This is a genomic window from Mesorhizobium sp. CNPSo 4671, assembly GCF_057784245.1.
In genome coordinates, this window is record NZ_JBWLUW010000004.1 from 526,304 (window position 1) to 540,300 (window position 13,997).

The 13,997-nt window shown below is 65.2% G+C and carries 11 protein-coding genes; 2 read left to right on the top strand and 9 right to left on the bottom strand.

Annotated elements, in window-relative coordinates; genetic code table 11:
* Positions 1 to 254 precede the first annotated feature (254 nt).
* The 6 genes from AC04SF_RS14570 to AC04SF_RS14595 all read right to left on the bottom strand — a co-directional run bounded on the left by AC04SF_RS14570 (position 255) and on the right by AC04SF_RS14595 (position 6,889).
* Entirely contained in the window at positions 255 to 2,423 is a 2,169-nt protein-coding gene (locus tag AC04SF_RS14570) for a malate synthase G (protein WP_488478368.1), read from the bottom strand.
* Positions 2,424 to 2,781: 358 nt separating this feature from the next.
* Positions 2,782 to 4,824: a hydantoinase/oxoprolinase N-terminal domain-containing protein gene (locus AC04SF_RS14575; protein ID WP_488478369.1), complete on the bottom strand. Its 2,043-nt coding sequence runs from the start codon at positions 4,822 to 4,824 to the stop codon at positions 2,782 to 2,784.
* A 205-nt stretch (positions 4,825 to 5,029) separates the two neighbouring features.
* Entirely contained in the window at positions 5,030 to 5,332 is a 303-nt protein-coding gene (locus AC04SF_RS14580; protein ID WP_488478370.1) for a cupredoxin domain-containing protein, read from the bottom strand.
* Positions 5,333 to 5,390: 58 nt separating this feature from the next.
* Complete coding sequence (locus AC04SF_RS14585; protein WP_488478371.1) at positions 5,391 to 6,017, bottom strand: CDGSH iron-sulfur domain-containing protein; 627 nt, start codon at positions 6,015 to 6,017, stop codon at positions 5,391 to 5,393.
* 107 nt (positions 6,018 to 6,124) lie between these two features.
* On the bottom strand, positions 6,125 to 6,496 hold the full coding sequence (locus AC04SF_RS14590) for a hypothetical protein (protein ID WP_096452194.1): 372 nt from the start codon (positions 6,494 to 6,496) through the stop codon (positions 6,125 to 6,127).
* A gap of 144 nt (positions 6,497 to 6,640) precedes the next feature.
* Positions 6,641 to 6,889, bottom strand: a complete 249-nt coding sequence (locus AC04SF_RS14595) for a DUF1127 domain-containing protein (protein ID WP_202352041.1) — start codon at positions 6,887 to 6,889, stop codon at positions 6,641 to 6,643.
* Positions 6,890 to 7,127: 238 nt separating this feature from the next.
* On the opposite strand from AC04SF_RS14595, the gene AC04SF_RS14600 reads away from it, so the two are divergent.
* Entirely contained in the window at positions 7,128 to 8,636 is a 1,509-nt protein-coding gene (locus AC04SF_RS14600) for a winged helix-turn-helix domain-containing tetratricopeptide repeat protein (RefSeq protein ID WP_488478372.1), read from the top strand.
* A gap of 26 nt (positions 8,637 to 8,662) precedes the next feature.
* Here AC04SF_RS14600 and AC04SF_RS14605 read toward each other — a convergent pair whose 3' ends face one another.
* The 3 genes from AC04SF_RS14605 to AC04SF_RS14615 all read right to left on the bottom strand — a co-directional run bounded on the left by AC04SF_RS14605 (position 8,663) and on the right by AC04SF_RS14615 (position 11,678).
* Positions 8,663 to 9,019: a hypothetical protein gene (locus AC04SF_RS14605; RefSeq protein ID WP_488478373.1), complete on the bottom strand. Its 357-nt coding sequence runs from the start codon at positions 9,017 to 9,019 to the stop codon at positions 8,663 to 8,665.
* Positions 9,020 to 9,088: 69 nt separating this feature from the next.
* Positions 9,089 to 10,576: a pyridoxal phosphate-dependent decarboxylase family protein gene (locus AC04SF_RS14610; protein WP_488478374.1), complete on the bottom strand. Its 1,488-nt coding sequence runs from the start codon at positions 10,574 to 10,576 to the stop codon at positions 9,089 to 9,091.
* 13 nt (positions 10,577 to 10,589) lie between these two features.
* Positions 10,590 to 11,678 (bottom strand): PLP-dependent cysteine synthase family protein, encoded by a 1,089-nt coding sequence (locus tag AC04SF_RS14615; RefSeq protein WP_488478375.1) that lies wholly within the window; start codon positions 11,676 to 11,678, stop codon positions 10,590 to 10,592.
* 218 nt (positions 11,679 to 11,896) lie between these two features.
* On the opposite strand from AC04SF_RS14615, the gene AC04SF_RS14620 reads away from it, so the two are divergent.
* On the top strand, positions 11,897 to 13,918 hold the full coding sequence (locus AC04SF_RS14620) for a transcriptional regulator (RefSeq protein WP_488478376.1): 2,022 nt from the start codon (positions 11,897 to 11,899) through the stop codon (positions 13,916 to 13,918).
* Positions 13,919 to 13,997 lie beyond the last annotated feature (79 nt).

A 13,997-nucleotide genomic window follows, 5' to 3' on the forward strand; every position in this document is an offset into this window, starting at 1 on the left:
TATAGTGACGGGGAGAAGGGAGCTACTGCGCCCTCGTCGCTCTTCTTGCCACGTTTGCGATTGGCGAAATCGGCGATGGCAGCGTCTTCTCCCCGTCACTATACGGAGAGTTGAGGGGCGGTCCGCGAAACGGACGAAAAGCCAATTGCTTGGCTTTTTCGAATGACGACCGCCCGGCAGGTCAATGAAGGGCAGCACGGACCGACGAGACTTGATCGACCCGTTGCGTCAGGTCATTTCAAACGCAGATCCGCTTAACCCTGCCTTGCCTTCAGCTCCAGCCGCCGCGCGTGCAGCACCGGCTCGGTATAGCCGTTGGGCTGGCTGGTGCCCTTGAACACCAGGTCGCAAGCTGCCTGGAAGGCGATGGAATGATCGAAATCCGGCGCCATCGGCCGGTAGAGCGGGTCGCCGACATTCTGGCGATCGACAATGGCCGCCATGCGCTGCAGGGAATCGCGCACCTGGATTTCCGAACACACTTTGTGACGCAGCCAGTTGGCGATGTGCTGCGAGGAGATGCGTAGCGTGGCGCGATCTTCCATCAGGCCGACATCGTTGATGTCGGGCACTTTCGAGCAGCCGACGCCCTGGTCGATCCAGCGCACGACATAGCCCAGAATGCCTTGCGCGTTGTTGTCGAGCTCGCGCTGGATCTCGTCGGGCGTCCAGTTCGGCCGCACGGCCACCGGCACCGACAAGATGTCGTCAAGCTTCGCCTTCGGCCGGCTCTTCAGCGCCGCCTGCACGGCATGGACGTCCACCTTGTGGTAGTGCGTGGCGTGCAGCGTCGCCGCCGTCGGCGACGGCACCCAGGCGGTGTTGGCGCCGGCCTTGGGATGGGCGATCTTCTGTTCCAGCATCGCCGCCATCAGGTCCGGCATCGCCCACATGCCCTTGCCGATCTGGGCGTGGCCGGCCAGCCCGCACTCGAGCCCGGTGTCGACATTCCAGGCCTCATAGGCGGAAATCCAGGCGGCCTGCTTCATGTCGCCCTTGCGGATCATCGGTCCGGCTTCCATCGAGGTGTGGATCTCGTCGCCGGTGCGGTCGAGGAAGCCGGTGTTGATGAACACCACGCGCTCCTTTGCGGCACGGATCGCTTCCTTGAGGTTGACGGTGGTGCGCCGCTCCTCGTCCATAATGCCCATCTTGATGGTGTTTTTCGCCATGCCGAGCAGCGCCTCGACCCGGTCAAAGATCTCGACGGCGAAGGCGACTTCCTCCGGCCCGTGCATCTTGGGCTTCACCACATACATCGAGCCGGCGCGGGAATTGGCGCGGCGGCCCTTGGCCCCGACATCGTGCAGCGCGATCAGTGCGGTGAGCGCGGCGTCCATGATGCCTTCCGGCACCTCGTTGCCATCGCGGTCCAGGATCGCCGGATTGGTCATCAGGTGGCCGACATTCCTGACCAGCATCAGCGAGCGGCCGGGCACGGTGAGCTGGCCGCCGGTGGGGGCGGTGTAGACGCGGTCCGGATTGAGCTTGCGGACAAAGCTCTTGCCGCCCTTGCTGATCTCTTCGGCCAGATCACCCTTCATCAGGCCGAGCCAGTTGCGGTAGACGACGACCTTGTCTTCGGCATCCACGGCCGCGACCGAATCCTCGCAGTCCTGGATGGTGGTCAGCGCCGATTCCAGGATGACGTCGGCAATGCCTGCCGGATCGGTGCGGCCGATCTGGTTGGCGCGGTCGATGACGATCTCGACATGCAGGCCATTTTTGACCAACAGCACGGCTTGCGGGTTGGCGGCATCGCCGCGATAGCCGACGAATTGCCTGGGGTCGGCCAGCGTCGTCGAACCGGCGCCGGCGCTGAGCTTCAGCGCGCCATTGGCCACCGACAGGCCGTTCACCCCAGCCCATTTGCCGGAGGTCAGCGGCACGGCCTCGTCGAGAAAGGTCTTCGTCCAGGCGACGACCTTGGCGCCGCGCGCCGGATTGAAACCCTTGCCTTTTTCGGCGCCGCCGGTTTCGGGAATGGCGTCCGTGCCGTAGAGCGCGTCATAGAGCGAACCCCAGCGCGCATTGGCGGCGTTGAGCGCATAGCGCGCGTTCATGACAGGCACGACCAGCTGCGGCCCGGCAACGACGGCGATTTCCGGGTCGACATTCTCGGTCGACACGCTGAAGGCCGGCCCCTCGGGGACGAGATAGCCGATCTCTTTCAGGAAGCCCTTGTAAGCCTCCATGTCGATGGGCGCGCCGTTCTCGCGATACCAGCCGTCGAGCTTTGCCTGCATGGCGTCGCGTTCTTTGAGCAGTGCCCGGTTCTTCGGGGCAAGGTCATGGACGATGGCCGAAAAACCGTTCCAGAACGCGTCGGCGGCGATGCCGGTGTCGGACAGTGCTTCCTCGGCCACAAAATCATGCAGCTCGCGGGCGATCCGCAATCCGGCGATCTCGATGCGATCGGTCATCAGGCTACTCCAGATGAAAGGCTTTGCGGGGCCTTTGGCATGTTGGGGTTGCAGGGTCAATTCAGCTTAGGGTGAAGGTGCGTATTTAGGTAAGTTGGCGAAGGTGGTGGCAACAGCGTCCTTCTCCCCGTTTACGGGGGTGTGGAATGATCCGCATAGCGGACGAAAAGCCAATTGCTTGGCTTTTCGAATGACGAACGCCCGAAGCGACAGCGAAGGGCCGGGATGGCGGCAGCCAGATGAGGGGCGGCGCGGCGTCCACTGAAGTGGCGACATAGTGAAACTGTATTTCGTCGGCGCTGCCCCTCATCCGCCCTTCGGGCACCTTCTCCCCGTGAAACGGGGAGAAGGAAGAGGGCTACACCGCGATCCTCGGCCGTCCCGAGGCCACCGCCACCACATGCGCCTCAATGAACATGCGCTGGGCCTCGACGGTGGAAACCTTGAACTCGGTCGCGACGTCAATCTCGGCGCTGTCGGTGCCGGCGTCGCGGGCGCGCTCGGCGACGATCGCCCGCACATCGGCCTCGGCGGCCGCGATCGCCGCCGCCTCGTCTAGGAAATCGCGGACTGTTTCTCCGGAGGCAAGACGAAACAGCCCTTCCCTGGGTTGGCTGACCCGCGCCTCGGCAGACACCCTGACCTGGCCGACGACGGCGCCGAGCGCGTTGGCGACATCGGTGTCTTCCGGCACCACGCACTCATTGCCAACCAGCGGCGCCAGGCCGGCATAATGCAGCGGCGCCGAGGCGCCGAGGCCGATGACGGGGCGGTCGAGCGCGACGCTCAGCCGGGCGATGCCGGGATGGGCATCGACGGCGCGTTGGACCAGCGCGTGCGCCACGGTCGCCGCGCCGTCGAGCCCGTCCTCGGCGAAGGCGGTTTCGAGGATGTATTCGGCCGACCAGCGTGTCAGCGTCACCAGCACGCGGTCCGAGATCACCTCCGGTGACGCGGCAATGGGCTGGCCTCGGCCGTCGCGCTTGCGGGCGAACAATTCGGCGCCGAGGCGGGCGGTGACGGCATCCCAATTGGCCTGCTTGCCCAGCACGTGTGCGGCGTCCGACGGGGTGAAGCCTGAGATATGCACCAGCCCGCGCGAGACCAGCCGGTTCAAGGTGGCGTTCTGGGCGTTCGAGGTCAGCAGCCTGTCGAGGGCAAGCGGGGTCGCGCCGATCGCCTCGTAGAGGCGCGCTTCGGGAGCGGTCAGCCCGGCGGCAAGCCTGTCCGGCACGCCGGTGCGGACCGCGAAACGGCCATCCATGCGGCCGGGATTGGGCGCGCGCAGCTGGCGCTCGAGTTCCGATTTGACGGCGTCGCCATGCGCCATGCCGGCCAGCGCCAGCGGCACCAGGCGGCGCGGCCCAAGCAGGATCTTCGGATTAAGCGCGCCGTCCTCCAACGCCACTTCAGAATCACCGCCAAGGCCGAAGGTGCGCATGGCGACGGCCTCGACCATGGTGCGGAAACCGCCGACGGTGGCGCCTTCGGGATCAAGCCGCGGCCGGCCCTTGTCGAGCACCGCGACGTCGGTGGTGGTGCCGCCAATGTCGGAGACCACGGCATTGTCGAGCCCGGTCATATGGCGGGCGCCGACGAGGCTGGCTGCCGGACCGGAGAGGATGGTTTCGATCGGCCGCTGGCGGGCAAACGCCGCCGAGACCAGCGCGCCGTCGCCGCGCACCACCATCAGCGGGGCGGCGATGTTGCGGGCTTCCAAAAACCCTTCGGTCGCCGCCACCAGCCGGTCGATCATCGAGATCAGCCTGGCGTTGAGCAGCGTGGTCAGCGCCCGGCGCGGGCCGCCGAGCTTGGCCGACAGTTCGTGGCTCGCGGTGACCGGCAGGCCGGTCCTCTCGCGGATCAGCTCGCGGGCGGCGATTTCGTGCGCCGGGTTGCGGGTGGCGAAATAGGCGCAGACGGCAAAGCCGGACACCGAGGCGCCAAGTTCCGGCAAGGCGGCCTCCAGCCCGGACAGGTCGAGCTTGGCGGCATTGCCGTGCACATCATGGCCGCCCGGACAAAACACCACCGGATCGGTGCCGAGCGCCGTCTTCAGCCCGTCACGGGCGAGGTCGGCTTCGGAAAAGCCGATCATGACGAGCGCCACGCGGCCACCTTGGCCCTCGACCAGCGCATTGGTGGCAAGCGTCGTCGACATCGACACCAGTTTGATCGCAGCCGGATCGGTGCCGGCTTTCTCCAGCACCGCGTCGACAGCGCCGGAGATGCCGACGGCGAGATCATGCCTGGTGGTCAGCGCCTTGGCCTTGGCCAGCACCTTGCCCTTGTTCGGCCCCTGCTGTGGGCCTTCGGTCTCGGACCACAGCACGGCATCGGTATAGGTGCCGCCGGTGTCGATGCCGAGGAACAGTGGTTTTGGCTTGGTCTTGGCGGTCATTCTTGGCGATCCGGACGGGTAGGGAATTTTACTTCCCCGCCCTTAGCCGATACGAGCCCGCCGATAAAGCCGCGAGCGCTGGGCCAACGCGCGATGACCGCCATACGAACTCCGATCTCCCCCAAGAGAGGAGATCGGCAACTTTGGCCGCAACGCCAGGGGCATTTCTCCCGCCAACGCAAGAAGTCTTCTGGCGAGGATGCCGCTATTTGGCCGTGACAGTGCCCTTCATCGAGCTGTGGATTGCACAATGGAATGGATGTGCGCCGGCAGCCGAAACCTTGACCTTGGCGCTCTTGCCGGTGGCGAGATGGCCGGTGTCGAAGGAGCCATCGAGTGCGGTGGCGGTGTGCGTCATCGAGTCGGCATTGGTGAAAGTGATGGTATCGCCAACGGCGACCGAGATTTTCGACGGGTTAAATTTCATGCCCTTGATCTGGACCGCATGATTGGCGGCATAGGCGGGCATGGCAAAGGCAAGCAGAGCAAGTACGAGCATGGTGCGCATGGTGGATTTCCTCCTGAGCGCGAACCCTCATCCTACACTAACGCTGCCGAACGGCCTTTCATGCCACAAAGCCAATCTTTTTATGCGTGTTGTCGCAAAACGGCTTGTTGGCCGAGTGGCCGCAGCGGCAGAGGAAGGTGCGTTGCGTGCGGTCGATCGTGTGGCCGGTGCCGGTGACGATCTCGACATTGCCCTCGAGCTTGAGCGGGCCATTGGTGGTCGGCGTCACTTTCAGCGGGCCATTGCGCGCCTCCAGCGCCGGCGTGTCCTTCAGCGCCGGTTCGCCGGTGGCGGTGAAACCCGATTTGGTATGGCTGCCATCGCAGAACGGCTTGTTTTCCGAGGCGCCGCAGCGGCAGAGCGTGGCGCGATAGGAGGTTTCGCCGTCGAGCACGATCTCGGCGTGCACGGCGAGCGGGCCGTTTTCGCGCAGCCGCACGGTGTTGACCACCGGCGGCTGCTCCTGCGGCCCGCCATCCTTCCTGACATAGGTGATGGCGCCGGACGGGCAGCTTTCGGCGATGGCGACGATTTTTTCGACGCTGGCCGCATCGGGATGGATCCATTGGCCCGGCGCGTTGGGCACGAAGACATGCGGGTCGCCAAGCACGCAATTGCGCGAATGGATGCAGCGCTTGCCGGCAAAGCCGACGTCGATCTTCTCGCCTTCGACCGTGCCTGCCATCGCCGTGCTCCTGTTGCCTGGAGCACGCCGCCGCACGGCGTGCTCTGGGTGATCGTCTCGGTGCAGGCTATGGCTCGAATGGGAAAACCGTCAAGCTGGCAAACCGGTCAGGGGACGAGATTGATCTCCTCGGTCTCGCCGCCGCTGCAGGTGTAGCAGCAGTCGTCGCATTTTTCCTTGTTGCCGGGGCCGACGCCCCAATAGGTGCCCTCGTCGCCATCGACCCAGGCGCCGTAGCAGATCGATTCGCCCTCGTTGCAGGAAATCGGCAACGATTTGGTCTCGCCGTCGTCGAGATAGAAGTCCTTGCCGTTGCCCGGCCAGACATAGTCGCGGTCCTGGCTGTAGAGTTCAAGGCGCATGGCGTTGGGATGGCTGTTCTTGACGGAAAAGGTGACGTCGCCGGCATGGGCTGACGATGCAAACAGGACGGCGAACGAAAACGCGGCGGCAAGCCGGCGCGCTGGTATGAAAGACATGGAAACCCCCGATGAAGAATCGGCCCCCACGGCCGATGGGGTCATCATGCCATGACGGGGGCCGGCGCTAAAGGGATGATAGCGACAATCCCTAATATAATCGCAGGGGCTAAACGACGAACAGGCGTCATTGCAGGCCTCGCCCTATCGTTGCCAGAAGGGCAGCTTGGCGATCTCTTCCTCGACCTGCCGCCTGGTCAGACCGATGTCGTCGATCAGATGCGGATTGACTTCCGAGATCCGCTTGAGGTCCCAGCGAAAGCGTGTCTGTTGACGCCAGGTGACGATGGTGTTTCGCAGGCTCGCAAGGCTGTAGCGCCGGCGCGATGTCTGCCCCACACACATTCCCCGCCGCACTGCCTGATGCGAGGCCGAAGCAAAAATATTGGTCATGGCAACCTCCATGTGGTTTGGCGCCCATAGGGTTGAGAATGGGCCGCCCGCGATCTGAAAGAGGTTGAACTCTGCAGGATATTGACGGCGCCGTAATTAAGCCCTGCCAAATAGTTCTCAAAAGTTCCAAATGGGCTCTAACTCTTTGTTTTGACACAGTTGCGCGGGGATACTGCTGCGCGCTTTTCCCGATAAAATCGCCTCACGCTTTGCCCCGAATTGCTCTATAGATGCGCCCATGCAGGGATCGCGCTTTGCCTTTGGTCCGTTCGTGCTTGATCCGGGTGCGGGAACGCTGCTTCGGAACGACGATCCCGTTGCCGTCGGCTATCGCGGGCTGAAGCTGCTTGCCGCACTCGTCGGACGGCCGGGCGAAATCCTGGAGAAAGCCGAGTTGATGGACGCGGCATGGCCGGGGACGGCGGTCGAGGAAGGCAACCTCACCGTCCAGATCGCGCAGCTGCGCAAGCTGCTTGGCCCGCCCGCCGAAGGCGGTGAATGGATATCGACGGTGCCCCGCGTCGGCTACCGCTTCACCGGCGCCATCGAACAGCTCGACCGCGCGAAGCGCAAACCCTTGCCGCTGCCCGACAAACCGTCGATAGCGGTGCTGCCTTTCGTCAACCTCAGCAACGACCCCGAGCAGGAGGCCTTCGCAGACGGGTTGACCGAGGATTTGATCACCGACCTGTCCAGGGCCCCTGGCCTGTTCGTCATCGCGCGCAACTCGACCTTTGCCTACAAGGGCAAGGCGATGGACGTGCGCGCGATCGCCGAGGAGCTTGGCGTGCGCTATCTCCTGGAGGGCAGCGCCAGGCGCGCCGCGGGGCGCGTGCGCATCAACGCACAGCTGGTCGACGCCAAGAGCGGCGAGCATCTGTGGGCCGAACGCTTCGATCGCGGCCTGGACGATATCTTCGCCGTTCAGGACGAGGCCACGGCCAAGATCGTCGAGGCGCTGCTCGGCCGGCTGCGCACGCCGCCGCCACGCAACCGGCCGACAAATCTCGAGGCCTACGATCTGTGCGTGCGGGCGCGCAAGCTGATCGACGAATCGCCGCAGACGGCGCGGGAAGCGCATCTGCTGCTGACGCGCGCTGTGTCCCTCGATCCGGACTACGCCGAAGCCCATCGCTGGCTTGCCATGAACCATTGGATGGGATGGGTGCATTGGGGCGAGGCGGTCGAACCCAACCGCCGCATCGCGCTGGAACTGGCGCGCAGGGCCGTGGCGATCGATCCCAACGATGCCGGCTGCCGCTGGGTGCTCGGCAATCTGCTGGCTTACGAGCGCAGCTTCGAAGAGTCGGATGTCGAATTCGCCAAGGCGTTCGAACTCGACCCGAACGAGGCTGACGCCTGGGCGACATTGTCCGACATCGCAGTGCTGGCTGGACGGGTCGAGGAAGGCCTCGAGCACATCCGCAAGGCGTTCCGGCTCAATCCCTATCCGGCAAGCTGGTACTATCTGACGCTCGGCGAGGCGCAATATGCGGCGCGCGATTACGAAGCCGCCGTCGAGACCTTGCGCCGGGAGGAGACCTATCGGACGAGCTCACGCCGTTTCCTGGCGGCAAGCCTGGCGCAACTCGGCCGACTCGACGAGGCGCGCGCCGAAGTCGAAATGTTCCTCATCGGCAACCCGCATTTCACCACCAGCTACTGGGTCTGGACTGAGCCGTTCCGCGACGACGCGATGCGTGAGCATTTCATAGCTGGTTTTCGCAAGGCCGGTCTGCCGGACTGACGTGACCCCCTGCGCGGAGGCGCCAATCACGGCACCAGATCGATTGTCTCGGTGGTGTGTTCCACGCAGATGAAACAGCAGGTGTCGCAAGGCTGGTCGTTATCAGGCCCGACGCCGGCCGAGATCCGGTCGTTGCCATCGACCCAGGCGCCGTAGCAGATGCGCTCCCCTGAATTGCAGGACAGCGGCACCGATTTCTGGGAATTCGGGTCGATCAGGAACACCTTGCCGTTGCCCGGCCAGACCGTTTCGCGGTCGCGGCTGAACAGCTCGACCGCAACCCCTTCCTTGCGCAGGTTCTTGACGAAGAAGGCCATATCGGCAGCCTCAGCCGAATTGGTGCAGACGAGCGCCGCGAGCACGGCCATACGAAACAGCGTCACGGTCGGACCTCCCGAATCACCGCCGCAGAATCGCATGGCCGCCCATGCCTGTCGCTCGCGTTTTTCAGGCTATTTCCGGGGAGAGCCGTCCGACATGATCTCCCGCCCCAGCCGCACTGTCTCGGCGACCAGAACGTCGAGGTCGTCGCGCCTTGTGCGGTGGTTGGCGATCGCAACGCGCAGCCAGTGCTCGCCATGCACGGTGGTGTCGGAAAGCACGGCGATGCCCAGTTCCTGCAGGCGCAGCATGATCTCGGTGTTGAGCGCCTTCAGCGCCTCGCCGGTGATACCCGGCTGGTAGCGGAAGCAGACGATGTTGATGGTCGGCGGCATCGCCAGCTCCAGCAGCGGCTCGGCCTCGATCAGCCCGGCGAGATAGGAGGCCTGCGCGATGTTCTGGTCGATGAGGCGGCCGAATTTGTCGACGCCATGCTCCTTCAGCGCCATCCAGACTTTGAGCGCGCGAAGGCCGCGCGAGGTCTGCAGGCCGTAATCGTGCAGCCACTCGCCCGAGGCAAGGCCGCGCGGCGTCGATTCCAGATATTCCGGCGTCACCGCGAAGGTTCGGCGATGCGCGACGGCATCCCTGACGAGGGCGCAGCCGACCTCGAACGGCGCATGCAGCCATTTGTGCGGATCGAGCGCGACCGAATCCGCCCATTCGATGCCGGCAACGCGATGCGCATTGTCGGGCGCGATCGCAATCAGCGCGCCGATGCAGCCATCGACATGGAACCACATGTCTTCTTCATGCGCGAGTTTGGCCAGTGCACGCAGATCGTCGATCGCGCCGGTGTTGACCGTGCCGGCATTGCCGATGACGCAAGCTGGCTTGAAGCCAGCCGCGCGATCCTCTGAAATCGCCGCTCGCAAGGCCGATATGTCGATGCGTAGGGCGGCGTCGGTCGGGATGCGGCGCAGCGCGCGGTTGCCGAGACCGAGCGCTTCCATCGCCTTGCGGTGGCAGGAGTGGATCTGGTCCGAGCCATAGAAACGCAGCGGCTTTTCGATTGCCGCGACGCCATGCTCGCGCACATCGATGCCGGCCTTGGTGTTGCGCGCCACCGTCAGCCCGATGATGTTGGCCATCGAGCCGCCGCTGACCAGCGTGCCGGAGGCGGAAGCGGGAAGGCCCAGCATCTGTTTGCACCAATTCACCACCTGGCTGTCCATCAGCCCGGCGGCGTGGTTGCCGCCGGCGAGATTGGAGCCCTGGATTGCCGCCAGGAAGTCGCCGAGCGCGCCGGTGAAGTTGCTCGACCCCATGTACCAGGCCCAGAAGCGCGGATGGATGTTGCCCATGGGATAGGACATCACCGTGCGCGAGACCTCGTTGTAGACAGCGGACAGCGGCGCGGGGAAGCGCGGCAGGGGTGCCGCGAAGGCCTCTCTCACCTCCGCCGGCATCTCCCGCCAGGCCGGGCGCTCCCTGACATCGCTCAGATAATCGACGGCATCGTCGATGACCTGGTGCGACAGGGCCTGGACTGCGGCCCAGTCGGCGGGGTCGAGCGTTTCCTCGGCCAGCATGCCGAGGCTTTCCTGCGCGATGTCCATGACCGGTCTCCCGTCAAGCCGCGGGGAATTGGCAGCCGGGCGTCGAGCGCGACAGCGCCATCTCGTCGGCATCCATCTCGGCCTCGATGCCGTCGAACAGCGGCGTCGACATGTAGCGCTCGCCAGTATCGGGCAGCATGCACAGGATCACCGATCCGGCCGGCGCCTTCTCCGCGACCTGCCGCGCCACGGCGAAGGTGGCGCCGCCGGAAATGCCGGTGAAGATGCCTTCCTTCTGCGCCAGGGCCTTTGCCCATTTGATGCCTTCGGGTCCGGCAATCGGCATCACCTCGTCATAGAGGCTGGCGTCGATCGCTTCCTGCAGCACGTTGGGGATGAAGTCCGGCGTCCAGCCCTGGATCGGATGCGGCTCGAAGGCCGGATGGCTGGCGGCAGGGGCGCCATGGGCACCGCGCTGCTGCGCCTTGCCGCTGCCGACCAGCTGCGCATTGGCCGGTTCGGAAAGCACGATGCGGGTTTCCGGCCGCTCGCGGCGCAGCACGCGCGCCACGCCGACGACGGTGCCGCCGGTGCCATAGCCAGTGACGAAACAGTCTAGCCGCGAGCCGGCAAAATCATTGACGATCTCGCGCGCCGTGGTCGCCTCGTGGATGGCGGCATTGGCCGCCGTCTCGAACTGGCGGGCCAAGAACCAGCCATTGGCCTCGGCCAGCTCCACCGCCTTCTTGTACATGCCAAAGCCTTTTTCGGCGCGTGGCGTCAGCACCACCTTGGCGCCCAGCATGCGCATCAGCTTGCGGCGCTCGACCGAAAAGCTGTCGGCCATGGTGACCACCAGCGGATAGCCCTTCTGCGCGCAGACCATGGCAAGCCCGATGCCGGTGTTGCCGCTGGTCGCCTCGACCACCGTCTGGCCGGGTTTCAGCGCGCCGCTGCGCTCGCCTTCCTCGATGATGTTGAGCGCCAGCCGGTCCTTCACCGATGCAGCCGGATTGAAGAACTCGGCCTTGACGTAGATCGTCGCGTGGGCCGGTGCGAGATTGTTGATGCGGATCACGGGCGTGTCGCCGACAGTGTCCAGAATGCTGTCGAACAGGCGGCCGCGCCCGGCCGTGGTTCTGATTTTCCGTTGCTGCAACATGGAAGAACTCCTTGTCTGTGCTCGTTGTCATCACAGGCCGGTTACAAACCGGCGGGTTGGGCGGCGAGGTTTCGAGACCTTGCCACGCTAGGACTGACGTGCCGGCGATGCGGCAACGGCCGCATGCGGCGCGAGATTCGCCGCCGGATGCGCCGTGTCGTGTTTGGTGATACAGCAAGGGCCGACGGGCCAGCGTGGGAGCAGGCGTGGGAACGGACGTGGAATCCGCACCATCGAGGCTGGACGGCGACAGGCCGCGTCTGTCCGTGCGGCTGCTCGGACCGCTGGAAATCCTGCGTGATGGCGCGCCCGTGGCGCTGCCGGCCTCGCGCAAGCTGCGCGCGCTGTTCGCCTATCTGGCGCTGGCGCCGCACGCCGTGGGGCGCGGCCGCCTGTGCGAACTGCTGTGGGATGTGCCCAACGATCCCCGCGGCGAACTGCGCTGGTGCCTGAGCAAGCTGCGCGCCGCCCTCGACATGCCGGATAGGCGCCGGGTCACCACCCAGGGCGATACGATCGCGCTCGATCTCGACCGCTGCCTTGTCGACGCGCTAGCGGTTGGCCACGCCGCCGCGCAAGGAATCGCCACGCTGGATGCGGAGCGGCTGCTAGCACTGGCAAAACTCTTCGCCGGCGATCTGCTCGACGGGCTGGTGCTCGAACGAAGCCCGCTTTTCGACAGCTGGCTGACCGCCCAGCGCCGGCGTTTTCACGCATTCCACGCCGCTGTATTGGAGCAGCTTGCCGCAAACCACCCGGCGGGCTCCCCCGAAATGTCCATGCATCTCGACAAATGGGTCGAGTTGGCGCCCTTCGACACGCGCGCGCATCTGGCCTTGCTGACCAATCTGGCCGCGCGTGGTGCCATTGGCGCGGCCGAGGCACATCTGGCTTCGGCGGCTCGCCTGTTCCAGTCGGAAGAGCTGGATTTCGCCCCGCTTCGCGCGGCCTGGCAGGCGATCCGCGACCAACAGTCCGGCAGCCCGCTTAAGGCGCAGCCGGCCTGCCTGTCCATGGTACCGCAATTGGTCGTCACATCAGGCGATGCCGGTCCGGTTGAGCCAAGCCAGGCTTCGCTGGCGGTGATGCCGTTTGTCGAAGAAAGTGGCGCGCGCGGCGGGCTGGCCGACGGTTTTACCCATGACATCATCACCCGTCTCGCCAAGCTTCGAGATTTCTTCGTCATCGCGCGCGGATCGGTGTTCGCGCTGGCGCAGACGACCATCGCGCCGGAGGAGGCCGGCAGAAAACTTGGCGTCGACTATGTCGCCACCGGCACCGTGCGTAGCCTGACCGGCCGCCTCGTCGTCAGCGTCGAACTGATCGAGGTGCGCACCGCCAGGATCGTCTGGGCCGAGACCTTCGAGCGCCGGCCCGATGACCTTTTCGCCATGCTCGACGATATCGGCGACAGCATCGTGTCGTCGATCTCGGCCGAAATCGAAACGGTCGAGCGCAACCGCGCCATGCTGAAGGCGCCGAATTCGCTCAATGCCTGGGAGGCCTATCATCGCGGCCTCTGGCACATGTACCGCTTCACCCAGGCCGAGAACGAGCAGGCGCGGCATTTCTTCGACAAGGCCTTGCAGCTCGACCCGACCTTTGCCCGTGCCTATGCCGGCCTGTCCTTCACCCATTGGCAGAATGCCTTCCAGCGCTGGGGCGACCGCGACCGCGAAAGCGCGCTGGCCTATGAGAGCGCCGGTCACAGCCTGCTGGTCGACGACCACAATCCGGCCGCGCACTGGGCGATGGGCCGGGCGCTGTGGCTGCGAGGCGAGCAGGACGGCTCACTCTCCGAACTTGGGCGTGCGGTGGATCTCAGCCCGAATTTCGCGCTTGGCCACTACGCGCTGTCCTTCGTCCACTCGCAGTCGGGCGACCCGCAGGCGGCGATAAGCTCGTCGGACCATTCACGGCATCTCAGCCCCTTCGATCCGCTGCTGTTCGGCATGCTGGGGTCGCGCGCTATGTCGCATGTCCGGCTCGGCCAGTTCGAAGAGGCGGCCGAATGGGCGCTGAAGGCGGCGGCACGGCCCAATGCGCATACGATCATCCTGGCGATCGCCGCGCACTGCCTGGCGCTGGCCGGCCGGCTCGACGAGGCGCGCGGCTTTGCCGCCGCCATCCGCAAGACATTGCCTGACTATCGCGCCGACGATTTCATCGGCACCTTCCGCTTCGATCCCGATGCCGAGGCGCTGTTCCGGCAAGGCGCAAGGCGCATCGGGCTTAGCTGACTTCGCGCTTGAGCCCACCTGTTAACGAAGTCGGAAGGAGTTGCTTAACCGTTCACCTCTATGTGACCTCCCCGGGGGG

What these genes read in the sequence shown, in the direction of transcription:
- AC04SF_RS14570 (WP_488478368.1), bottom strand. Translation starts at nt 2,423, where the DNA reads ATGACCGATCGCATCGAGATCGCCGGATTGCGGATCGCCCGCGAGCTG.
- AC04SF_RS14575 (WP_488478369.1), bottom strand. Translation starts at nt 4,824, where the DNA reads ATGACCGCCAAGACCAAGCCAAAACCACTGTTCCTCGGCATCGACACC.
- AC04SF_RS14580 (WP_488478370.1), bottom strand. Translation starts at nt 5,332, where the DNA reads ATGCGCACCATGCTCGTACTTGCTCTGCTTGCCTTTGCCATGCCCGCC.
- AC04SF_RS14585 (WP_488478371.1), bottom strand. Translation starts at nt 6,017, where the DNA reads ATGGCAGGCACGGTCGAAGGCGAGAAGATCGACGTCGGCTTTGCCGGC.
- AC04SF_RS14590 (WP_096452194.1), bottom strand. Translation starts at nt 6,496, where the DNA reads ATGTCTTTCATACCAGCGCGCCGGCTTGCCGCCGCGTTTTCGTTCGCC.
- AC04SF_RS14595 (WP_202352041.1), bottom strand. Translation starts at nt 6,889, where the DNA reads ATGACCAATATTTTTGCTTCGGCCTCGCATCAGGCAGTGCGGCGGGGA.
- AC04SF_RS14600 (WP_488478372.1), top strand. Translation starts at nt 7,128, where the DNA reads ATGCAGGGATCGCGCTTTGCCTTTGGTCCGTTCGTGCTTGATCCGGGT.
- AC04SF_RS14610 (WP_488478374.1), bottom strand. Translation starts at nt 10,576, where the DNA reads ATGGACATCGCGCAGGAAAGCCTCGGCATGCTGGCCGAGGAAACGCTC.
- AC04SF_RS14615 (WP_488478375.1), bottom strand. Translation starts at nt 11,678, where the DNA reads ATGTTGCAGCAACGGAAAATCAGAACCACGGCCGGGCGCGGCCGCCTG.